Below are 21,540 nucleotides of genomic sequence, written 5' to 3'. Positions count from 1 at the left end.
GACCTATTCTCTCAGCCGCGTATCGGCAGGTGCGAACGCCACGAAGAATTCGTTGCCTTCGGCGTCGCTGTCGGCCAGCGACCGCCGCCGGTAGCCGATGGCCGCGCCGTGGCGCTCGCACAATTCGCGGCAGAGAAAGAGCCCCAAGCCACTGGAGCGACTTTCGGACGAGAAGAATGGCTCGAACAAGTGGCGTTGCACAGCGGGCTCCAGCGGGCTGCCATCGCTCCAGACCTGCAGGCTTGCGCGGCCATCGGCGTCGAGCCGCGTGCGAAGCCGGATGGCACCTTCGCGATCGCTCGCATAGCGCGACGCGTTGTCCAGCAGGTTCACCAGGATGCGCCGCAGATGCTCGGCGTCGAAGCAGACATCGCAGCCGGGGGCATTCAGCTGCAGGAGCACGCCCGTGCGGCGTGTGTGTCGCGTCCACTCCTGCGCGAGCGCCTCGATCGTGGTGTCGAGCGGCAAATGTTCGCCCAGTGCAAGAAGCCGCTGCCTGCCGACACGTGCCACATCCAGCACGTCGTCCACGATGCGCGCCAGGCGCTGCGCGTTGTGCTCCACCATCGTTGCCAACCTGCGGTGTGCAGGGTCGCTCAAGTCCTCGTTGAGCAGTGCGCTGGCTTGCGTGATCGCCGCCAGCGGATTGCGGATCTCGTGCGCAACCGCGGCCGACATGCGTCCCATGGCCGCGAGCTTTTCGGTGCGGATCCGTGCCTCGAGCTCCCGCAGGTCCTGCAGGAACATCACGCACAACCCGTCGCCCAGAGGGTCGCCTGCCGGTGTCAGTTGGGTACGCACGCGCACTTCGCGTACGGCGCCTTCGGCCTGCGCAACGGGCAGTTCCTGCACCTGGTTGGCCTGTCGCTCGAATGTCTGATCGGCCAGCGCAGCCAGCGCATGCCAGGCAGGTTGCGCGGCCAGCGTGAAGGGTGTGTCCCGGCGGGCGATTTCCTGGCCAAGCATGTCTGCCGCCGCCGGATTGGCTGCATGCACCCGGCCGCGCGAATCGATCACCAGCACGCCGTCGGCGAGCGTCTCGATCACGAGCGAATTCACCTGCGCGTGCATCTGCGCCGTGTCTCGGTTGCGAAGCGCCAGTGCTTCCTCGCGCGCCAGCCGACGCGCCAGTTCGTGTGCCAGCAACGCGACCACGAACAGGCCGGTGCCGGTCAGGGCGGCCTGCACGAAGCGTGGCGAAGCATCCGCCGGCATGCGCAGCCAGTGCCAGCCCGCATCCGCCAGCAGCAGCAGCGTGACCAACGCACTGGTGCCGAGCCCGACCGCAACCGTGCCGAGGACTGCACCCATCAGCACGGGGAGCGCGAACAGCGGCGCGTAGTTGATGTTGCCCGCTTCCAGCAGCTGCAGCGCCGTGAAGATGGTCAAGTCGACGCCGATCGTGACCAGCCAGACGCCTCCCAAACCACGGATCGGCGACATGAACCGCGAGAGTTGCATCGTCAGCAATGCGGCGATGAGGTAGACGACCGACAGCGCCAGCGCCGCCCAGGGAACGGGAAGGTTCCGCATGGCGGTGAGCAGTTGCAGCGCCAGCAGCACGATGGCGATGAAGCCGCGTGCGGCCAGAAAGCCGCGCCATAGACGCTGCAACGCGCCGCCGGTACCGGGCGGCTGTTCGAGCAGGCTCCAGTCGGTTGTCGGCTCGCCGCGCGACCAGAGCAGGAGCGTCATGCGCGCCGGTTCAGCGTTCGGCAGCCTGGCGATGCGCGGCGCTGCAATACATGCCGTGCGCTCCGCGCACTGCGTCGCCCGCCGGCAGATGCAGGCTGCAATGTGCGCAGCGCAACATGGCCTGCGGCGCACCGACGGCAGGCGGTGCGGGCCGGCGCGGCGGAACCGCGCGCTCGCGCATTTCGTCGCGGCGATTCTTTCGCCAAAGCCAGATTGCGAAGAAGACGACGAAGAAGACGAGAAGGTATTTCATGGTGCGCGATGCAACAGCACTTCGAGCACGAAGCGCGAACCGACATAGGCGAGCAGCAACAGGGCCGCACCCGCATAGAGCACGCGGCGCGCCGTCCGGCCGCGCCAACCGAAGCGGGCTCGACCTGTCAGCAGCACCGCAAAGGCAATCCAGGCCAGCACCGAGAACACAGCCTTGTGATCCCACTTCCAGCCGCGGCCGGCCTGGCCGTAGAGCGTCTCGCCGAACAGCACGCCGGCCAGCAGCGTGGCCGACAGCAACACGAAGCCTGCCGTCACGAAACGAAAGGTCAGGCGTTCGAGCGTGAGCAGGGGCACGCCGGTCTGCGGACCGGCAGCCAACCGGATCTGCTTTTCCGCCCGCGTGATCAGCCAGGCGTGCACCACGGCAGCGCCGAACAGGCCATAGGACGCAATGCCGAGCGCCAGATGCAGCGGCAGCCACGGCGATGCGGTCACGTGCAATGGCGTACCGGGGAACAACACGGCCAGCAGCACCACTGCCGCGCCCAGTCCGGCCAGCACGCGCCGCACGGCGAGTTGCGGAAACAGCCGGCTTTCAACGGCGTAGACAGTCAGCACGAGCCACGCCGTGACAGACAGTGCAGGTGCAAAGCCGAAGCGCGGCACATGGCCGATGAGGCCCCAGGCCAGCGCCAACGCGTGCAGCAGCCATGCCAGTCCGAGGACTGCCTGGGTCGTCTGCCGGGTCAACCGCGAGGCCGTGCCGGCGATGAAGCCGTAGGCTGCCGCGGTGGCGATGCCCAGTGCCACGCCGAGTGGGGAGGGGATCGCTAAAATCATCGCAGGAGTTTAATGGCTCTCCCTCAGGGTCCGCGCACTTCATGTGGCCGGGCCGCTGCCCCGCCGGGAGCACAGCGACGGATCGCCGAAGGCATCTTCGCAGTGGCCTGCACGGGGCTGGGCAGCCGAACAGGACTTCAGCTTCACGACTTTCCACCGGCCCGCGTTTGACGGGCAGCAAGGTACTTCTCCCATGGCGACAGCCCTTACCGAAAAATTCTCCCGCCTTGTCAAGACGATGAGCGGGCAGGCCCGCATCACCGAAAGCAATGTGCAGGACATGCTGCGCGAAGTCCGCATGGCTCTGCTCGAGGCCGACGTGGCGCTGCCGGTGGTGCGCGACTTCATCGCCCGCGTGAAGGACAAGGCGCTGGGCCAGGAGGTGCTCGGTTCTCTCAAGCCGGGGCAGGCGCTGGTCGGCATCGTGAACCGCGAACTCGCGGCGACCATGGGCGAGGGCGTGTCCGACATCAATCTGGCCGCACAGCCACCGGCCGTGATATTGATGGCCGGCCTGCAGGGTGCGGGCAAGACCACGACGACTGCCAAGCTCGCCAAGCATCTGATCGAGAAGCGCAAGAAGAAGGTGCTCACGGTGTCCGGCGACGTCTACCGCCCGGCCGCGATCGAGCAGCTCAAGACGGTCACGAAGCAGGCCGGTGCCGAATGGTTTCCGAGCACGCCGGACCAGAAGCCGCTCGACATCGCGCGCGCAGCCCTCGACCATGCACGACGCCACTTCTTTGACGTGCTGCTGGTCGACACCGCGGGCCGCCTGGCGATCGACGAAGTGCTGATGAGCGAGATCAAGCAGTTGCATGCCGAACTGAACCCGGTCGAGACGCTGTTCGTGGTCGATGCCATGCAAGGCCAGGATGCGATCAACACGGCAAAGGCATTCAAGGAAGCGTTGCCGCTCACCGGCATCATCCTGACCAAGACCGACGGCGATTCGCGCGGTGGCGCGGCCTTGTCGGTGCGGCAGATCACCGGCGTGCCGATCAAGTTCGCCGGTACCAGCGAGAAGATCGACGGCCTGGAAGTGTTCGACGCCGAGCGTCACGCGGGCCGCATTCTCGGCATGGGCGACATCGTTGCGTTGGTCGAGCAGGTGACGGCGGGTGTCGACGTGGCGGCTGCTCAGAAGCTGGCGGCCAAGGTCAAGAGCGGCGCTGGGTTCGATCTCAACGATTTTCTTGGCCAGCTGCAGCAGATGAAGCAGATGGGCGGACTGTCGAGCCTGATGGACAAGCTGCCCGCGCAGATGGCAGCCAAGGCGACCGAAGTCGATATGAATCGCGCCGAGCGCGACATCCGCCGCAAGGAAGGAATCATCCAGAGCATGACGCCGCTGGAGCGCCGCAAGCCCGAGCTGCTCAAGGCTACGCGCAAGCGCCGTATCGCTGCGGGTGCCGGCGTGCAGGTTCAGGAGGTGAACCGGCTGCTCAACGAGTTCGAACAGATGCAGGGAATGATGAAGAAGATGAAGGGCGGCGGCCTGATGAAGATGATGAAGAAGATGGGCGGCATGAAGGGAATGCCGCCGATGGGTGGCGGTGGCGGAATGCCTCGCTTCTGAGCGTCATCCCGCGACGCAACGAGGTTCGGCCGTATTCCGGTCGACCCATGAAAAAGGCCCGCCGAAGCGGGCCTTTTCAATTTCCAGGGGACGGGCCCTTGGGTGACAGCAAATCGAAGCTTCTTTTTTTATCGGTTGGTGCTCAGGCAGTCGCGAGAGCGGGGCGAGCCAGGCGCAGTGCGTGCATCCAGGCGCGGCGCAGCACGGCAGGGGAACGCGACTCTTCCGGAATCAACAGGTAGCCGCGATCGCGCAGCGTAGTGCCCAGTGCGATCTGGCTGGTCAGCACGGTCAGCGGGATCGCCAGCAGCAACGGCAGGCCCACGGGCATCAGCCAGACCAGCGCGCTTGCGTCGATCAGCGCGATGCCCACGGCCAGGGCAGCGACCACCAGCGACATCGGTGCGAGTTGCGATGCTGCAATCTTCCATGGCACGGCGGCGGCTTCACGCGGAGGCGACTTCCAGTCCAGCTTGATGCCGGTCAGGGCCACGATGACGAACAGCGAGTGGGCCAGCATGCGAACCGGCGCTTGCACGATGGCGAGACCGCTTTCGAGCACCGAGCTCTTGATCAGGCCGGAGACACCACCGAACTGACCTTGTTCGCCACGCATGACCACGGCGACGATGCCAAGGAGGCGCGGGAGGAACAGCAGGCACAGCGTCCAGAGCCAGAGGCCGGCGAGTTCCATCGGCAGCACGTTGAAGCTCGACACCAGGCTGGAGCCGCTGAGCCAGAGCGCAGTACCCAGGGTCAGGAAGGCGAGCCACAGCGGCGCAGAGCAATAGGCCATCGTGCCGGTCACGAACATCGCGCGGTGCACGGAATGGATCCCCGGTTCGGCCATCAGGCGGGCATTCTGCAGATTGCCCTGGCACCAGCGGCGGTCGCGTTGCAATTCGGACAGCAGGTCCGGCGGTTGCTGCTCGTAGCTGCCGACCAGGTCGGACACCAGCCAGACGTTGTAGCCAGCGCGGCGCATCAGTGCAGCTTCGACGAAATCGTGCGACATGATGCCGCCCGACATGCCGCCATTGCCCTTGATCGGTGCCAGCGCGCAGTGCTTCATGAAGGGTTCGACGCGGATGATCGCGTTGTGACCCCAGTAGTGCGATTCGCCCAGTTGCCAGAACTGCATGCCCAGCGTGAACAGACGACCCGTCACGCGGGAGGCGAATTGCTGCGCACGGGCATGCAGCGTGACGTGGCCGATGGCCTGCGTCGCGGTCTGGATGATGCCGGCGTTGGGATTGGCTTCCATCAGCTTGACCATCGAGGTCAGGCAGTCGCCGCTCATCACGGAATCGGCGTCGAGCACGACCATGTAACGGTAGTCCTTGCCCCAGCGGCGGCAGAAGTCGGCCACGTTGCCGGCCTTGCGGTGCGTGCGACGGGTGCGCAGACGGTAATACACCTCCACCTGCGGCTGGTTCGGGCTCGTGGCCAGCGCGGCGCGCAAGTCTTCCCAGGCGGCGCGTTCGGCGGCGGCGGTTTCGGGGTTGTAGCTGTCGGACAGCACGAACACGTCGAATTGCTTGGCGTGGCCGGTGGCTGCCACCGATTCGCAAGTGGCGCGCAGGCCGGCGAACACGGTGGACACGTCCTCGTTGCAGATCGGCATGATGATGGCGGTCCGTGCATCCGGGTTCATCGGATGGTTGGCGACCTGCTTGACCGACAGCGCATGCTTGTCGCCGCGAACGGAGACATAAAAGCCCATCAGTGCGGTCACGAAACCGGTGACGACCCAGCCCGACAGCAAGCCATACAGGCCGATCTGACCGTATTCGAGCCAGATGTTGTCGTAGTCCGGTTGCACGCTGGCGAACAGCGTGGAAGCGATCACGGTGCTCAGCAGCGTGAGCATCATGAAGGCGAGACGTCGTTGCTTCGCGGCACGCTGCCAGGGTTGCTCGGCCGCGACCCGCACGTCAGCAGGTGCCTTGGTACCCGCACCCAGCTTCACGAGTGCGGCGGTGCCGAGGCTGTTCCAGAAGCCGCGCCATGGGCGGGGCGTCATCGAACCGCGGTTGATCGGCGGCGCGGTGACGGAATTGGGATGACGCTCTTCGCGCAGCGCGCTGCGCTGGCTGAGATCGGCGTCGTTCAGGATGTTCAACTGCGAGAAATCGTTCGGTTTCATGTGCTGCTCACCCACGTTGCTTGTTGAGGGAAGGCGTGTCGCCAATTGCCGGAAAGCGCTTGAACACGCATTCGGGAGAAGCGCCGCTTGCGGCGTCGAGCGCCATCAGCGAATGGCTCGCGGCGTGAGGCCTTGAGAGGGAAACCTGCTTTTGACGCCTGGCGCCGCGGCCGGCGCGCATTGCAAAAGAGGTGCTGATGAGTGCTGTCATGCCTCTACAGGGGCAATCCCTGTGCCAGCATGGAAAAATCGTTGTGTGACAACGACTTGAGGAGATTTTGGAGTTGGTTTTTGCAGCTTGGACCGCTTTGAGGCCCTAAAACCCCTGTTCTTGTCGTCAAATCACGACGAGCTTGCAGGGGGTCTGGAAAATACTCAACAAAATCAACGATTTATCTTCGTCGCTCTACAGCGACAGGCAAACGATGCCTTCAACTTGCAGGCGACGCGGGGTCCGCCTTGAAGTGCCCGGGCGTGAGTTCGTGCTTCTGCAGCAGGCGGTAGAACTCGGTGCGATTGCGGTCTGCCATCCGGGCGGCATCCGCGACATTGCCATCGGTCAGCTTCAGCAATCCGACCAGGTAGTCGCGCTCGAAACGCTGCTTGGCTTCTGCATAGGTCTGAACCTCGATGCTCGGCACGCGCAACGCACGTTGCACCAGTGCCAATGGAATCAAAGGCGAACTCGACAATGCGCACACCTGCTCGACCACGTTGAACAGCTGCCGCACGTTGCCGGGCCAGGACGCGGTGGTCAGCGCCTTCAGCGCTTCGGGCGCAAATCCCGACAGCCGCTTGTTGTACTTGGTCGACAGCCGCTGCAGGAAGTGGTTTGCCAACAACGGAATGTCTTCGCGGCGCGCGCTCAACGGCGGCAGCGTCAGCGTGACCACGTTCAGCCGGTAATAGAGGTCTTCACGGAATTGCCCGGCTTCCATGGCCGCGTCGAGGTCGCGGTGCGTGGCCGAGATGATCCGCACGTCGACGTCGATCGACTGGCTGGCGCCGAGCGGGCGCACCGCGCGCTCCTGCAGCACGCGCAACAGCTTGACCTGCAGCGCCGGCGGCATGTCGCCGATTTCGTCGAGCAGCAGCGTGCCGCCGTCGGCCTGCTGGAACAGGCCCTTGTGATTGGCGACCGCGTCCGTGAACGCGCCCTTCATGTGACCGAACAGCTCGGACTCGAGCAGTGCCTCCGGAATCGCGCCGCAGTTGACGGCGACGAAGGGCTTGGCGGCGCGTGCGCTCGCCTTGTGGATCGCCCGTGCGAGCATTTCCTTGCCGGCGCCGCTGTCGCCGCGCAGCAGCACGGACGCGTCGGACTTCGCGACCATGCGCGCTTCCGCCAGCAGTTCGGCCATGCGGTTGCTGCGGCTCACGATGTCGGAGCGCCAGCTCTCGTCGCCGCTCTTGCTGGGCGTGGTCGGCGGCGCACCGAGTGCCAGAGCCTGCGCGATCTTGTCGAGCAGCTCGCGGCCGTCGTAGGGCTTGGTCAGGTAGGTGAAGACGCCGCGGGCGGTGGCCTCGACCGCGTCCGGGATCGTTCCATGCGCCGTGAGCAGGATCACCGGCAGCGTCGGATGGTGCTTGCGGATTTCGTCGAACAGCGCGAGTCCGTCGCGCCCGGGCAGCCGCACGTCGCTCAGCACGAGTTGCGGATGCTCGATCTCCAGCTGCGTCAGCGCCGATTCGGCCGAGGTCACGGCGGTCACCTGGTAGCCGACCGAGTTCAGCCGCATCGACAGCAGCCGAAGCATGTCGGGATCGTCGTCGACGACCAGCAGGCGTGCGCCCTTGGACGGTACGGGTGCGTTGTCTTCACTCATGGGGATGGCCGGGCTCCGCCGCCATTGCCTGGCAGTTGGTTGGGACGCGCAAAGCTGCGCTCGATGGCGCGCAGCGCCTCGATGCGATCGTTCAATTGATCCATGCGGCGCTGGCTGTCGCGCAGCGCCTGTACCTGGCGATCGCGATCGTCCTCGACGCGACGCTGTTCCATGTAGCGGGCAGCCAGTGCGCGCGCCAGCGGCTGCAGCGGTGCCGCGTCGGGAGACGCGCTCGAAATCACGCGCTGCATCAGTCCGAGGGCGCGCGCGAGGTCGGCGGGCACACGCGTCTGCGCGAGCACCAGGGCGACGCGCATCTGTGTTGCCGGCACCTCGCCAGGGTCGCCCAGCCGGGTCAGCTCGGCCGCCAGGTCGGCCGCACCGAGCGGCCGCAGCTTGTCGGCGTAAGCGAGCATCGCAGTCATCGGTCCCATCGTGGCGGGCGTGAAGGCGAGCGGTGGTTGCGTGGCCGGTGCGACCGGTTCTGCTTCGACCGGCATCACGGCCACGGGCGCCGCCACCGGCGGTGTCTGCGCGGCGGCGGTGGGCGTTTCCGGCGCGGGTGGTGGAGTCTGGCAGGCGGTCAGCAGCAGGGGCGCTGCGACCATCAGGATGACAGCGGGTTTGTGGACGAACGACAAGAACATGGCTCGGAAAGCGCGTGGGGGCCTGTGGGTGTGTTGCTCAGCCGTCAGGCCGTGCGCGGCAGCTCGATGCGAAAACGCGCGCCCGGTCCGCCGGGCAGCAGCGCGATGCGTCCGCCATGAGCTGCAATGTACTCCTGCACGATCGACAGACCGATCCCTGTGCCTTTCAATGCGTGCTCGGGCTGGCGTTCGCCGCGATAGAACGGTTCGAAGATGCGGTCGCGGTCGCCGTCGGCCACGCCGGGGCCGGCGTCGGCGATGTCGATGCGCGCGGTGTCGGCGGTGCCGGACACCGCCAGCGTGATCGTGCCGCCGCGCGCCGAGAACCGGATCGCATTCGACAGCAGGTTGGCGATCGCGGTGCCCAGTTTCACCGGGTCGACCGTGATCGACAGCGGCTCGCCCTCGACCTTGACCGTCAGTCCGTGCGCCTGCCACTGCAGACGCTGCGAATCGACCTGCTCCTCGATCAGCGGCAGCAGCGGCGTGCGCTGGCGGCGCAGCTCGCGCGCCTCGAAAGCCGCGGCGTTGAAGCGCAACAGCGCCTCGATCTGGCTCTGCAGCGTGATCGCGTTCTGCTGCAGGATCTGTGCGACTTCCCGTTGCGCGGGGTTGAGCGCGCCGGTCACGCCGTCTTCCAGGAGCGACACGCCTTCGCGCAATGCCGCCAACGGGGTCTTGAGTTCATGCGAAACGTGACGCAGAAAGCGTGCCTTGTCGGCATCGAGTTCGGTCAGCCGCAGCCGCAGCCATTCGAGCTGTTCCGACAGGCGACGCACGTCGGCCGGGCCGCGGATGTCGATCGGCTCGTCCAGCCGGTTCTCGCCGAGCCCGACGATCGCGCGTTCCAGCCGCTTGAACGGGCGCGCCAGCCAGATGCCGAAAGCCAGCGCCAGTGTCACGGCGAGCACGCTGGCGGCGACCACCTGCCGCATCAGGCGCGTGCGCGCGCTCTCGATGCGCTCGGCCAGCGCCCGGTTGCGCGTCTCGATCAGCATCTGCGCGGCCTGCGCGATCTGCGTGTTGAGCGCATCGAGATCCCGGAACTGCATCGCCATCGTGCCTTCGCGCGTGAGTGCGGTTTCGACCGGGCCGGACAGCAGGCCGTCGATCTGCCCGTGCTGTGCGCGCCAGGCGTCGACCGGTGTCGGCTCCAGGCCGTTGGCCACCAGCCGGTCGAGGATGCCTTGCGCGTCGCGCGCGGCGTCGTTGAAGCGGCGGCGCAGCACGGCGTCGTTCAGCACCAGCGACTGGCGGCCGGCGCGCTCCATCGCGGCGCTGCGCTCGGCCAGCGATTGCGCGGCGCCCGACAGCGTCAGCGCACTCGCCGCCGCGTCGCGGCTCTGCCGCATCAGCACGTCGTACTGGAACACCGAGCTCAGCGCGACGCCGACGAGCAGCGCGGTGATCAGCAGGAACGCGAAAAGCAGCAGCTGCTGGAACGAGCCACGCGCGTAGTTGAGCCGCCGCATCAGGCGGCGACCTGCGCGAGTGCGGCGCCGGTCGTCGGTGCCGATTCACGTGTCGGCACTTCGCCGCGCAGCGTGTAGGCGAGCGAACGCGTGACGCGCAGGTCGATCATCTGGCCGACCAGGCGCGCATCGCCTTCGAAGTTGACGACACGGTTGCACGCGGTGCGGCCCATGAGCTCCTTGGCGTCCTTGCGCGATGCGCCCTCGACCAGCACGCGCTGCGTGGTGCCGACCAGGGCCTGGCCGAACGCCTTCACGTTGGTGTCGATGACGGCCTGGAGCTGATGCAGGCGCGCCAGTTTCACCTCGTGCGGCGTGTCGTCCTGCAGCGCCGCAGCCGGCGTGCCGGGCCGCGGGCTGAAGATGAAGCTGAAGCTCGCGTCGAAGCGGCAGTCGTCGATGAGCTTCATCATCTTCGCGAAGTCGTCGTCGGTCTCGCCGGGGAAGCCGACGATGAAGTCGCTCGACAGCGCGAGTTCGGGGCGGATGGCGCGCAGCTTGCGCACCGTGCTCTTGTATTCCATCGCGGTGTAGCCGCGCTTCATCGCCATCAGGATGCGGTCGCTGCCGTGCTGCACCGGCAGATGCAGGTGCGACACCAGCTGCGGTACCTTCGCGTAGGCCTCGATCAGGCGCGGGGTGAACTCGTTCGGATGGCTGGTCGTGTAGCGGATGCGTTCGATGCCCGGGATTTCGGCGACGTACTCGATCAGCAGCGCGAAATCGGCGATCTCGGCCGTGTCACCCATGCGGCCGCGGTAGGCGTTGACGTTCTGCCCCAGCAGCGTCACCTCGCGCACGCCCTGGTCGGCCAGGCCGGCGATCTCGACCAGCACATCGTCGAGCGGGCGATTGACTTCTTCTCCCCGGGTGTAGGGCACCACGCAATAGCTGCAGTACTTCGAGCAGCCTTCCATGATCGACACGAACGCGGTCGCGCCCTCGACCCGGGCGGGCGGCAGGTGATCGAACTTCTCGATCTCCGGAAAGCTGATGTCGACCTGCGGCCGGCCCAGCGTCTCGCGCTGCGCCAGCAGTTCGGGCAGGCGGTGCAGCGTCTGCGGGCCGAACACGACGTCGACGTAGGGCGCGCGGGCGATGATGGCCTGGCCTTCCTGGCTGGCCACGCAGCCACCGACGCCGATCTTCACGCCCTTGGCCTTCAGATGCTTGATGCGCCCGAGATCGCTGAAGACCTTTTCCTGCGCCTTCTCGCGCACCGAGCAGGTGTTGAACAGGATCAGGTCGGCCTCGTCGACGTCCTGCGTCGGTTCGTAGCCCTGGGCGGCATTCAGCACGTCGGCCATCTTGTCCGAGTCGTACTCGTTCATCTGGCAGCCGAAGGTTTTGATGAAGACTTTTTTGGTCATGGTGGGAGCGGTGCGGACCGTGGGCGGTCGTGTGTCTTGTGTCGTGTCTTGGAAGAAGGCGGTCACTCGCCGAACTTCGGCAATTGGTCGAAAGGCGTCTTGCCATCGTCACGCGGCCCGGCGCTGACGGCGAAGGGCCAGAAGCCGCCTGACGGGCGTGCGGCGGACGTGCGCGCCACGCGGGCCTCGTCGGGCGTCAGCACCCAGACCTGGCTCACCAGGTTGGAAGCGTCGCGCGTGTAGTTGACCAGCAGCTTCTGGCCGATCAGCGTGGCCGGCATCAGCAGCATGTTCCGTGCGTTGCGGATGCGCGCGCCCGGCGACAGCCGGTCGGCGCGGCCATCGAGCAGGATTTGCGGCGCCTGCACCATCACCAGGCTGCCGCGCAGTGTGCCTTCGGGGAAATTGCGGCCGCCCGCGGCAGCTTCGCTCTGGGTGCCACCGATGTCCCCGGCATCCGCTTCCTGCGCACGGACCCCTGCCGACAGCATCAGCGCGGCGCACGCGCACAGCGCGACAAGAGGTGAAAGCAGGAAGGTTCGGGTGGGGCTGGTGCAGCGATTCATGGGTATATCCAGAGGCTGGCAAGTGCGCGGGTCGAAAGCCGATGACGACGGAACGATGCCGCGCAGCCGGATTTTAGCGGGCGGGTTCGCGCGGCCGCTGTGGGCCGAGACCCCGTCGACGACTCAGGTCGTGGTTTCGTCGAGCGCTGGCTTGTCGAGGTGCGCGATGTCCCCCCAGCCGACCAGCGTGAAGCCCTGCGGCGTCCAGAGCATCCGGTTGACCGCCGCGTTGCCGAGGTGCCACGTGCGCGGCGCCTGCAGCGACTGGCCGGTCGCGGCGCGGTAGAGCACGTCCATCACGCCGCCGTGGGCCACCAGCACGATCAGCTCGTCGGGGTGGCGCGCGGCCAGTTCGGCAGCCACCGCGGTGATGCGGTCGCGAAAGCGCAGCAGCGACTCGCCGCCTGCGGGTTCGAAATCCGGATCGCGCGTGCGCCAGAGCCGCGCCTGCTCGGGCAGCTCGGCGTCGATCTCTGCGAAGGTGCGGCCCTCGAAGTGCCCGAACGCGCGCTCACGCAGACGCGGTTCTGCCTGGACGTCCAGCCCGCGTGCGGCGCCGATCGCGGCGGCGGTCTGCCAGGCGCGCGAGAGATCGCTCGCATAGATCGCGGCGATCGGCTCGTCGGCCAGCGCGCGGCCGACCTGGCCGGCCTGCCAGAGACCGGTGGCGTTCAGGCCGATGTCGAGCTGGCCCTGGATGCGCGTGTCCACGTTCCATTCGGTTTCTCCGTGTCGAACGGCAATCAGTCGCGTAGCGTCCATGGGCGTGCAGGTTGGATTCAGGGCTGCCGGGGCAGTATCTCGAGGTCGACGCGGCGCGCACCCTGCGGCGGGTTCGGGAAGCCGTGCAGCGCCGCCTCGAACATGACCGTCAGGATGGCCGGGCTCGAGGTGTAGGGCCCGTCGTTGCGGGCGCGGGTCTCGTACACGACCTCGTTCGAGGGCAGGGCGCGCAGCACGATGCTGACCTCGCGTTCGTACCAGGGATTGGCTGCGGGCGGGAAGCCGGGGCCGTACCAGCCATAGCCGAAGCCGCCGTACGGCACGCGGCCGTAGCCCAGCGCCCAGCCACCGTAGCGCGGGCCCCACGGGCCGGCCTGCAGCCATGGGTCGGCCCAGGGCGACAGCTCGGCGCTCACGCGCGCGCCGACCTGCGCGCTGAAGCGCGGCGCCGCGTCGTCGCGCTTCAGCCCGGCGCGTTCGAGTGCGGGCTGCGCCATCGCCTCGAGCTGCGCTTGCGATTCCATGGCGGCACCGCTCTGCTGCGAGGGCAGTCGCTCGAAGCGGAAGGTCGCGCCTGCCGGCACGGCAGCGATCTTCGAGAAGCTCTGCACATCGCTGTCGACGACCCAGCGGGTCGCGCAGCCGGTCAGGCCGGCGAGCGCGGCCACGGTGATCAGGGAAGTCAGCAAACGTTTCATGTCGTCTCTCCAGGCGCAGTACGGAAAAGCCCGGCGGCCATGGCCGGCGTCGGGGGGCTCCGCTGCATCGGCTTACAACTGCACGATGCGGAGCGCCGACGGTGCCGTGGCCGCCAGGCTGAAATCGGGCGCGTCGAAGGCCTTGTCTCCTTCATCGTCGGCGACGCCCGTCGCCTTGAGACCCTTGAAGTCGTGCCGCGTTCCGTCCAGCAGATGCGAAGGCACCACGTTCTGCAGGGCGGTGAACATGTTCTCGATGCGGCCCGGGTGCTTCTTTTCCCACTCGCGCAGCATCTCGGCGACCTGCTTGCGCTGCAGGTTCTCCTGGCTGCCGCACAGCGTGCAGGGAATGATCGGGAACTCGCGGTGCTGCGCCCAGCGCACCAGGTCCTTCTCGGCCACGTTGGCGAGCGGGCGGATCACGATGTGCCGGCCGTCGTCGCTCACCAGCTTGGGCGGCATGCTCTTGAGCTTGCCGGCGAAGAACATGTTGAGGAAGAAGGTCTGCAGCATGTCGTCGCGGTGGTGGCCGAGCGCGACCTTGGTCGCGCCGAGCTCGTCCGCCACGCGGTACAGGATGCCGCGGCGCAGCCGGCTGCACAGGCCGCAGGTCGTCTTGCCCTCGGGGATCACGCGCTTGACGATGCTGTAGGTGTCCTGGTTCTCGATGTGGAAGGGCACGCCGAGTTCGCTCAGGTACTTCGGCAGCACTTCTTCCGGAAAGCCTGGCTGCTTCTGGTCGAGGTTGACGGCGATCAGGTCGAAGTGGATCGGCGCGCGGGCCCGCAGCTTCAGCAGGATGTCGAGCATCGCGTAGCTGTCCTTGCCGCCCGAGACGCAGACCATGACCTTGTCGCCTTCCTCGATCATGTTGTAGTCGACGATCGCCTGGCCGACCTGGCGGCACAGCCGCTTCTCGAGCTTGTGCGTCTCGCGCTCGATCTTCAGCGTCCTGTCTTGCGGCGCGGCTTGGCTTGCAGCCGTGATGGTGGCTTCGTCTTCGGTCCAGATGGCGCTCATTCGAATATCTCCCTTACGACCATTGCCCGGTTTCGACGCGGATCGCCACTTCGCAATCCTCGAATATTTCCAGCTTGGCGATCTTCACGCGCACGCCCAGCACGCCGGGCAGCTGCATCAGCCGGTGCGCCAGCTTGCCGATCAGGCTTTCGAGCAGGTTCACGTGCACGGCCGTGCACTCCTCGATGATGATGCGGCGCACCTTGCGGTAGTCCAGCACATGCATGATGTCGTCGTCGGACGGCAGCAGCGGCTGCGTGCCGAGGTTCAATTCCGCGTCGACCTGGATCTTCTGCGGCGCGACCTTCTCCTGGTCGAGGATGCCGAGGTTCGCGTCGAAGCGCAGGCTGCTCAGCGTGAGGATTTGGGTGCCCTTGGTCAGCATGCGGCTCTCTCTACATCAGCGAAAAATCGCGTTCGAATTTCATCAGGTGCTGGCCGCCGTCGACCAGCAGCGTCGTGCCGGTCATGGAGCGGTTCTCCAGCGCGAATCGCACCGTGGCGGCGACGTCCGCTGCGGTCGACGACCGGCCCAGCGGACTGGCGGACGCGTGCAGCGCGTTGAATTTCTCGTCGCTCAGCATGTGGCTGGTCAGCGTGAGCCCCGGCGCCACGCCGACCACGCGCAACTGCGGCGCGAGCGCGAGCGCGAGCATCGTGTTGGCGGCTTCCAGTGCGGCCTTCGACAGCGTGTAGCTCAGGAAATCCGGGTTCTGGTTCCAGAGCTTCTGGTCGAGCATGTTGACCACCGCGCCATGGGCCTCCGCGCCGCGCGACAGCAGGTGCGCATGCAGCGCCTGCGCCAGCAGGATCGGTGCGGCGGTGTTGCTGCGCAGGTGCCGCTCGAACAGATCGAAGCCGAAGCTGGCGGCGGCGTCGTGCTCGAACAGCGACGCGCTGTTGACGATCGCATCGAGCCGGCCGAACTGCGACACCACCTGCGGCACCAGCGCGCGAACCTGCGCCTCGTCGGCCAGGTCGGCGCTCACCATGGCGGCGGGCAGGCCGGAACGGCTTGCGCAGTCGGCGGCGGTCTGGCGTGCCTCGTCGGCCGACTGGCGGTAGTGCACCGCAACCTGCCAGCCGCCGTCGGCCAGCGCGAGCGCGATCTCGCGGCCCAGCCGCTTGGCGGCGCCGGTGATGAGAACGGTGCGCACAGCGGGCGCAGCGGTGGAAGAGGGCATGGGAGGGAAGGAGCGGAGACAATCGCCGCGTGACGACAAGACCCGAAATTTTAACGACCGCCCTCGACCGTCTGATCGGTCAGGCCATTCAGCGCGCCGGTGGGTGGATCGGCTTCGACCGCTTCATGGCGCTGGCGCTGTACGCGCCCGGGCTCGGCTACTACGCCAATTCGAGCCGCAAGTTCGGCACGATGCCCGGCTCCGGCAGCGATTTCGTGACCGCGCCGGAAATGTCCCCGCTGTTCGGCCGCACGCTGGCCGTGCAGGTCGGCGAGGCGCTGGCGCAGACCGGCACCGACGAGGTCTGGGAATTCGGCGCCGGTTCCGGCGCGCTGGCGCTGCAACTGCTCGATGCGCTCGGCGACCGCGTGGCGCGCTACCGCATCGTCGACCTCTCCGGCACCCTGCGCGAGCGCCAGCAGACCCTGCTCGCCAGGTACGCGGGCAAGGTCGAATGGCTCGATGCGCTACCTGAAGAGATGGCCGGCGTGGTGGTCGGCAACGAGGTGCTCGATGCGATGCCGGTGCAATTGATCGCGCGCGTGGGCGGGCGCTGGTACGAGCGCGGCGTGATGCCGCGGCCCGACGGCGATGGCTGGGCCTGGGACGACCGCCCGACCGAACACCGTCCGCCGGTCGAGATCGACGGCCCGCACGACTACCTGACCGAAATCCATCCGCAGGCCGAGGCCTTCATCGCGACGCTGGCCGAGCGCCTGAAGCGCGGCGCGGCGTTCTTCATCGACTACGGTTTCCCCGAGTCGGAGTACTACCACCCGCAACGCCACATGGGCACCGTGATGTGCCACCGCGCGCACCAGGCCGACGGCGATCCGCTGGTCGACGTCGGGCTGAAGGACATCACGGCGCACGTCGACTTCACCGGCATCGCGCTGGCGGCGCAGAACGCCGGGCTGTCGGTGATGGGCTACTGCAGCCAGGCGCGCTTCCTGATGAACTGCGGGCTGCTCGGCTTCTCGGACCAGGCCGCGCTGCCGGTGCGCGCCACGGCAGCGAAGCTGATCCACGAGCACGAGATGGGCGAGCTGTTCAAGGTGATCGGCCTGTGCGTGGGCGAGCCTTGGGACGCGATCGGCTTCACGGCCGGCGACCGCACGCACACGCTGTAGCAACCGGTCGTCCTGCGGCGCGCTGCGGTCAGGCGGCCGGGGCGATGTCCAGCCCGACGATCCGCGGCGTGATGGTTCCGGCGTCGTCGACCTGCAGTTCGCCGACGGCGATCGGCAGCTTGAAGCGCCTCGGTCCCGCGCTGCCCGGGTTCACGAACAGCACGCCGTCGCGCAGGTCGATCGCCGGCTGGTGCGAATGGCCGGTCACGACCACCTGGATGCCGGCTGCGGCCGGATCGAGATCGAGTTCGGCGATGTCGTGCAGCGCATAGAGCCACACGCCGCCGATCTTCACGAACTCCGTGTCGGCGATGGACGCGGCCCAGTCGGCCCGGTCGTTGTTGCCGCGGACCACCGTCAGCGGCGCCAGCGCCGCGAGCCGCTCGAGGATGGCCGGGTCGCCGATGTCGCCGGCGTGCACGATGTGGTCGCAGCCCTGCAGAAAGGCCAGGGCTTCCGGGCGCAGCAGCCCGTGCGTGTCCGAGATGAGTCCGATGCGTTGCATGCCCCGATTTTGCGGCGCGCTCGGTTCTAATCGCGGATTCGACTGCCGAACCATTCCATGACCTCTTCGCCCGACCTCCTGCGCATTGCCCACGCGCTCGCCGATGCCGCCGCCGCCCAGTCGATGGCCTATTTCCGAACGCCGCTGGACATCATCACCAAGTCGGACGAAAGCCCCGTCACGCTGGCCGACCGCGCCGCCGAGACGGCGATGCGCGAGATCCTCGGCGCCGAACTGCCGGCCGACGGCATCTACGGCGAGGAGCACGGCGCGCTGCAGCTGGATGCCGGCCGCGTCTGGGTGCTCGATCCGATCGACGGCACGCGCAGCTTCATCACCGGATCGCCGCTCTGGGGCACGCTGATCGGGGTGCTCGAGGCCGGCCGCGTGACGCTCGGCATGGTCGACATGCCGGTGCTGCGCGAGCGCTGGATCGGCCAGACCGGCGTGGGCGCGCACCGCAACGGCGCGCCGGTGCGGGTCAGCGGCTGCACCCGCGTCGCCGAGGCACGCATCGTCACCACCTCGCCCGACATCTTCGATGCAGCCGACTGGCTGGCCTTCGATGCACTGAGCCGGCGCTGTGCCATGCGGCGCTTCGGCGGCGACTGCTACGGCTACGCGCAGCTCGCCGGCGGCACGATCGACCTGGTCGTCGAGACCGGCCTGCAACCCTACGACTACCTCGGCCCGACCGGGCTGATCGAAGCGGCGGGCGGCGTGGTCACCGACTGGGAAGGCCGGCCGCTCGGCCTGAAGTCGGACGGCCGCGTGATCGCCGCGGCCACGCCCGAACTGCATCGCGAGGCGTTGGCGATGCTCGGTTCCTCCGCCGCTTCCGCCGCTGCAACGACAGCGGCCTGAAGGCGCCGATGATCCGCTGGCTGATCGTGGTGCTGCTGGCGCTCGTGCTGATGAGCGGGTTCACGCAATGGCTGCGCCGCTTCGGCTTCGGCCGCCTGCCGGGCGATTTCGAGTTCCGCCTGTTCGGCCGGCTGTGGCAACTGCCGATCGGCAGCACCGTCGTGCTCAGCACGATCGCCGCATTGGTGGCAAAACTGGTCTGATCCTTCACAACCTCTTCCAGGACACTTCCCATGAAAGCCTGCGTCGACATCGGTGGCACCAAGGTGGCCGTGAGCCTTGCCGAGACCGGCAGCCGCGAGCTGCTGGTGCGCCAGTCCGAGCCCACCGCCACCAGCGGCAACAACGATGCGATCGCGCTGCAGGTGATGCGGCTGGTCGACGCGGCCTGCGCCAAGGCCGGCGTCGCGCCGGAGAGCATCGATGCCATCGGCGTCTCGTCGGCCGGTCCGTTCGTGCTGAACGACGGCTGCATCGAGCTCGCCACGCCCAACATGTGCGGCGGCCTGGCCGGCCCGGCGCGCGGCCTGCCGAACGACTGGATGTCGGCGGTGCTCGAAGCGCCGCTGCGCAAGCGATTTCGCCAGGTGAGGGTCGAGAACGACGCCGTCTCGGCACTCGAGGCCGAGCGCCGCTGGGGCGCCCTCCAAGGGCTTGACCATTGCGCCTACGTGACCTGGAGCACCGGCGTGGGCGTCGGCCTGTGCGTCGACGGGCGCGTGCTGCGCGGCAAGAACGGCAATGCCGGCCATGCGGGCCACAGCTTCGTGGCGGACGACGACAACCAGCACGCGTTGTGCGGTTGCGGCAATGTCGGCGACGTCGAAGGCCTGGTGGCGGGCAATTCGATCGCGCGCCGCTTCTCGCGACCGGCGCCCGAGCTGTTCGCCGCTGCCGTGGCCGGCGAGCCCGAGGCCGTGAAGACGGCCGACGAACTCTGCCGCGTGATGGGCCGCATGCTCTACAACCTCGTCGCCACGCTCGACCTGCAGCGCATCAGCCTGGGCGGCAGCGTGTTCTGGCACAACCGCGACTTCCTGCTGCCGCGCCTGCAGGCGCAGATCGACGGCAAGCTCAAGCCGCTCACGCAGGGCGTGCAGCTGGCAGCCGCCGGGCTGGGCGACAAGGTCGGCGACTACGCTGCGCTCGCGCTGGTCGACTGAGCCTCCAGTCCGGCGCGGCGGGTGTGTCCGCTCACAGGAACATGCCGCCCGACACCTCGATGCGCTGGCCCGTGATCCAGCGGTTGCCGGGTTCCAGCAGCGATGCGATCGCGCCGCCGATGTCGTCCGGCAGGCCGACCCGGCCGAGCGCGGTCTGCGATGCGATGCCGGCGTTCATCTGCGCGTTGTCGCGCACCACGCCGCCGCCGAAGTCGGTCTCGATCGCGCCCGGCGCGACCACGTTGACCGCGATGCCGCGCGCGCCGAGCTCCTTGGCCATGTAGCGCGACAGCACTTCGATGCCACCCTTCATCGCCGCATAGGCGGCATGGCCGGGCAGCGTGAAGCGCGCCAGGCCGGTCGAGATGTTCACGATGCGGCCGCCATCGGCCAGCAGCGGCAGCAGCTTCTGCGTGAGGAAGAAGGTGCCCTTCAGATGCGTGTTCATCAGGGTGTCGAATTGTTCCTCGCTCGTTTCCATGAACGGCACGTGGATGCCGATGCCGGCGTTGTTGACGAGATGGTCGAAGCTGTCGCGCTGCCAGATGCGCGTCAGCGCGGCCTTCACTTCCTCCGCGAAGGCGGCGAAACCGGCGCTGCGGGCCACGTCGAGCTGCAGGGCCACGGCGCGACGGCCCAGCGCCTCGATCTCTTTCACCACCTGCTGCGCTTCATCGGCGCCGCTGCGGTAGGTCAGGATCAGGTCGCTGCCGCGCGCTGCGAGCTTCAGGGCGGTGTTCTTGCCGAGGCCGCGGCTGGCGCCGGTCACGAGGGCGATGGGTGCATTCATGGTGTGCTTTCCGGTTGGGTTGCGATGGAATGAACTGTAGGTTCAGACAATCCATCGATAAACTCCCGCTTCCGGAGAAGACTGTTCTTCCTGGCTGAACAATGGGTGGATTGGGCCGTCCTTTCAGCTGACGCTTTTTTTCAGCCCACGTTGGGCCTGCTGCGCATCAACCCACCCAGCCCATGGAACTCGCCGCGCTCCGCATCTTCGTCAAGGTCGCCGAACTCGCCAGCTTCACGCGTGCGGCGGAACAGCTCGGCCTGCCCAAGGCGCGCATCTCGACCAGCGTGCAGCAACTCGAGGCCGAACTCGGCGCCCGGCTGCTGCAACGCACCACCCGCACCGTGCGCCTGACGCCCGACGGCGAGCAATTGCTGGAGCGCAGCCAGCTGTTGCTGGCCGAAGCGGACGAGGTGCAATCGCTGTTCCAGCAGTCGCCGAGTGCGTTGCGCGGTCGGCTGCGCATCGACCTGCCGATCAAGCTCGCGCGTCAGCTCGTGATCCCTCAGTTGCCGGCATTCATCGCCGCGCATCCGCAGCTCGAGATCGAGATCAGCGCGACCGATCGGCGTGTCGATCTCGTGCACGAGGGCTTCGATTGCGTGCTGCGCATCGGCCGGCTCGAGGATTCCGGCCTGGTCGCGCGCCGGCTGGGCGAGATGCCGATGGCCAACTGCGCGAGCGCTGCGTACCTGGCGGCCCACGGCATGCCTCGCGCGCTCGAAGACCTCGATGACCATCTGCTGGTGCGCTATGGCAGTGCCGGCACATCGGGTGGCGGCTTCGAGTACCGCGACGGCGACACCTGGCGGCTGCGGCCGATGCGCAGCGTCGTGACCGTCAACAACACCGACGCCTACGAAGCGGCGTGCCTCGCCGGGCTGGGCCTGATCCAGTCACCGCGCATCGGGCTCGCGGCCATGCAGACGCACGGTGACGTGCGCGAGGTGCTGCCCGAGTTCACGGCCGAGCCGATGCCGGTCTGGCTGTTGTATCCGCACCGGAGACATCTGCCGAAGCGGGTGCAGGCGCTGATGGCCTGGCTGGTCGACCTGCTGTCGCCGCATCTGGCGCAACGGCCGGACGCGGCGGCCGGCTGAGCGCGG

At 67.5% G+C, this 21,540-nt stretch carries 23 protein-coding genes; 6 read left to right on the top strand and 17 right to left on the bottom strand.

Annotated features, from left to right (window positions below; all coding sequences use genetic code 11):
- Positions 1–3: 3 nt before the first annotated feature.
- The 3 genes from AC07PZ_RS15035 to AC07PZ_RS15025 are packed head-to-tail and all read right to left on the bottom strand — an operon-like array spanning position 4 to position 2,751.
- Complete coding sequence (locus AC07PZ_RS15035) at positions 4–1,695, bottom strand: two-component system sensor histidine kinase NtrB (RefSeq protein WP_495295905.1); 1,692 nt, start codon at positions 1,693–1,695, stop codon at positions 4–6.
- 10 nt (positions 1,696–1,705) lie between these two features.
- On the bottom strand, positions 1,706–1,948 hold the full coding sequence (locus AC07PZ_RS15030; RefSeq protein ID WP_495295904.1) for a PP0621 family protein: 243 nt from the start codon (positions 1,946–1,948) through the stop codon (positions 1,706–1,708).
- Entirely contained in the window at positions 1,945–2,751 is an 807-nt protein-coding gene (locus AC07PZ_RS15025; protein WP_495295903.1) for a cytochrome C assembly family protein, read from the bottom strand. The genes AC07PZ_RS15030 and AC07PZ_RS15025 overlap by 4 nt, the downstream gene beginning before the upstream one ends.
- A 193-nt stretch (positions 2,752–2,944) precedes the next feature.
- On the opposite strand from AC07PZ_RS15025, the gene ffh reads away from it, so the two are divergent.
- Entirely contained in the window at positions 2,945–4,330 is a 1,386-nt protein-coding gene (gene ffh / locus AC07PZ_RS15020; RefSeq protein WP_495295902.1) for a signal recognition particle protein, read from the top strand.
- A gap of 142 nt (positions 4,331–4,472) precedes the next feature.
- On the opposite strand, the gene mdoH is transcribed toward ffh, so the two are convergent.
- The 12 genes from mdoH to AC07PZ_RS14960 form a co-directional block, all read right to left on the bottom strand.
- Positions 4,473–6,476: a glucans biosynthesis glucosyltransferase MdoH gene (gene mdoH / locus AC07PZ_RS15015; protein WP_495295901.1), complete on the bottom strand. Its 2,004-nt coding sequence runs from the start codon at positions 6,474–6,476 to the stop codon at positions 4,473–4,475.
- 7 nt (positions 6,477–6,483) lie between these two features.
- Entirely contained in the window at positions 6,484–6,687 is a 204-nt protein-coding gene (locus AC07PZ_RS15010) for a hypothetical protein (protein WP_495295900.1), read from the bottom strand.
- Between the two features lie 220 nt (positions 6,688–6,907).
- Positions 6,908–8,302: a sigma 54-interacting transcriptional regulator gene (locus tag AC07PZ_RS15005; protein ID WP_495295899.1), complete on the bottom strand. Its 1,395-nt coding sequence runs from the start codon at positions 8,300–8,302 to the stop codon at positions 6,908–6,910.
- Positions 8,299–8,910 carry a hypothetical protein gene (locus AC07PZ_RS15000; RefSeq protein WP_495295898.1) on the bottom strand — a complete coding sequence of 204 codons (612 nt, stop codon included), beginning with the start codon at positions 8,908–8,910 and terminating at the stop codon, positions 8,299–8,301. Before AC07PZ_RS15000 ends, AC07PZ_RS15005 begins: the two co-directional genes overlap by 4 nt.
- Before the next feature lie 83 nt (positions 8,911–8,993).
- A complete protein-coding gene (locus AC07PZ_RS14995) occupies positions 8,994–10,421 on the bottom strand; it encodes a sensor histidine kinase (protein WP_495295897.1) in 1,428 nt (475 codons plus the stop codon).
- Positions 10,421–11,791, bottom strand: coding sequence for a tRNA (N6-isopentenyl adenosine(37)-C2)-methylthiotransferase MiaB (gene miaB / locus AC07PZ_RS14990; RefSeq protein WP_495295896.1), 1,371 nt, complete (start codon positions 11,789–11,791; stop codon positions 10,421–10,423). Before miaB ends, AC07PZ_RS14995 begins: the two co-directional genes overlap by 1 nt.
- 62 nt (positions 11,792–11,853) lie before the next feature.
- On the bottom strand, positions 11,854–12,357 hold the full coding sequence (locus tag AC07PZ_RS14985; RefSeq protein WP_495295895.1) for a hypothetical protein: 504 nt from the start codon (positions 12,355–12,357) through the stop codon (positions 11,854–11,856).
- A gap of 123 nt (positions 12,358–12,480) precedes the next feature.
- A complete protein-coding gene (locus AC07PZ_RS14980) occupies positions 12,481–13,119 on the bottom strand; it encodes a histidine phosphatase family protein (RefSeq protein WP_495295894.1) in 639 nt (212 codons plus the stop codon).
- A gap of 17 nt (positions 13,120–13,136) precedes the next feature.
- Positions 13,137–13,778 (bottom strand): DUF4136 domain-containing protein, encoded by a 642-nt coding sequence (locus AC07PZ_RS14975; RefSeq protein WP_495295893.1) that lies wholly within the window; start codon positions 13,776–13,778, stop codon positions 13,137–13,139.
- Between the two features lie 72 nt (positions 13,779–13,850).
- Positions 13,851–14,798, bottom strand: a complete 948-nt coding sequence (gene ttcA, locus AC07PZ_RS14970) for a tRNA 2-thiocytidine(32) synthetase TtcA (protein ID WP_495295892.1) — start codon at positions 14,796–14,798, stop codon at positions 13,851–13,853.
- 13 nt (positions 14,799–14,811) lie between these two features.
- Positions 14,812–15,183 (bottom strand): dihydroneopterin aldolase, encoded by a 372-nt coding sequence (locus AC07PZ_RS14965; protein WP_495295891.1) that lies wholly within the window; start codon positions 15,181–15,183, stop codon positions 14,812–14,814.
- Positions 15,184–15,193: 10 nt separating this feature from the next.
- A complete protein-coding gene (locus AC07PZ_RS14960) occupies positions 15,194–15,982 on the bottom strand; it encodes an SDR family oxidoreductase (protein WP_495295890.1) in 789 nt (262 codons plus the stop codon).
- Between the two features lie 29 nt (positions 15,983–16,011).
- On the opposite strand from AC07PZ_RS14960, the gene AC07PZ_RS14955 reads away from it, so the two are divergent.
- Entirely contained in the window at positions 16,012–17,112 is a 1,101-nt protein-coding gene (locus AC07PZ_RS14955) for a class I SAM-dependent methyltransferase (RefSeq protein WP_495295889.1), read from the top strand.
- Positions 17,113–17,140: 28 nt separating this feature from the next.
- Here AC07PZ_RS14955 and AC07PZ_RS14950 read toward each other — a convergent pair whose 3' ends face one another.
- Positions 17,141–17,617, bottom strand: a complete 477-nt coding sequence (locus tag AC07PZ_RS14950) for a metallophosphoesterase family protein (protein WP_495295888.1) — start codon at positions 17,615–17,617, stop codon at positions 17,141–17,143.
- Between the two features lie 57 nt (positions 17,618–17,674).
- On the opposite strand from AC07PZ_RS14950, the gene hisN reads away from it, so the two are divergent.
- Genes hisN through AC07PZ_RS14935 form a run of 3 tightly spaced genes read left to right on the top strand, consistent with a single transcriptional unit; the run spans position 17,675 to position 19,644 of the window.
- A complete protein-coding gene (gene hisN, locus AC07PZ_RS14945) occupies positions 17,675–18,481 on the top strand; it encodes a histidinol-phosphatase (protein ID WP_495295887.1) in 807 nt (268 codons plus the stop codon).
- 8 nt (positions 18,482–18,489) lie between these two features.
- Complete coding sequence (locus AC07PZ_RS14940) at positions 18,490–18,684, top strand: DUF2905 domain-containing protein (RefSeq protein ID WP_495295886.1); 195 nt, start codon at positions 18,490–18,492, stop codon at positions 18,682–18,684.
- Positions 18,685–18,714: 30 nt separating this feature from the next.
- Entirely contained in the window at positions 18,715–19,644 is a 930-nt protein-coding gene (locus AC07PZ_RS14935; protein WP_495295885.1) for an ROK family protein, read from the top strand.
- Positions 19,645–19,675: 31 nt separating this feature from the next.
- On the opposite strand, the gene AC07PZ_RS14930 is transcribed toward AC07PZ_RS14935, so the two are convergent.
- Complete coding sequence (locus tag AC07PZ_RS14930) at positions 19,676–20,434, bottom strand: SDR family NAD(P)-dependent oxidoreductase (RefSeq protein WP_495295884.1); 759 nt, start codon at positions 20,432–20,434, stop codon at positions 19,676–19,678.
- Positions 20,435–20,616: 182 nt separating this feature from the next.
- Here AC07PZ_RS14930 and AC07PZ_RS14925 point away from each other — a divergent pair, with 182 nt between their 5' ends.
- Entirely contained in the window at positions 20,617–21,534 is a 918-nt protein-coding gene (locus AC07PZ_RS14925; RefSeq protein WP_495295883.1) for a LysR family transcriptional regulator, read from the top strand.
- Positions 21,535–21,540 lie beyond the last annotated feature (6 nt).

The organism is Variovorax sp. GW821-FHT10B04 (assembly GCF_059415645.1).
Note: the sequence above shows the minus strand (reverse complement) of the source record. Positions and strands in the feature narration are given on the sequence as shown.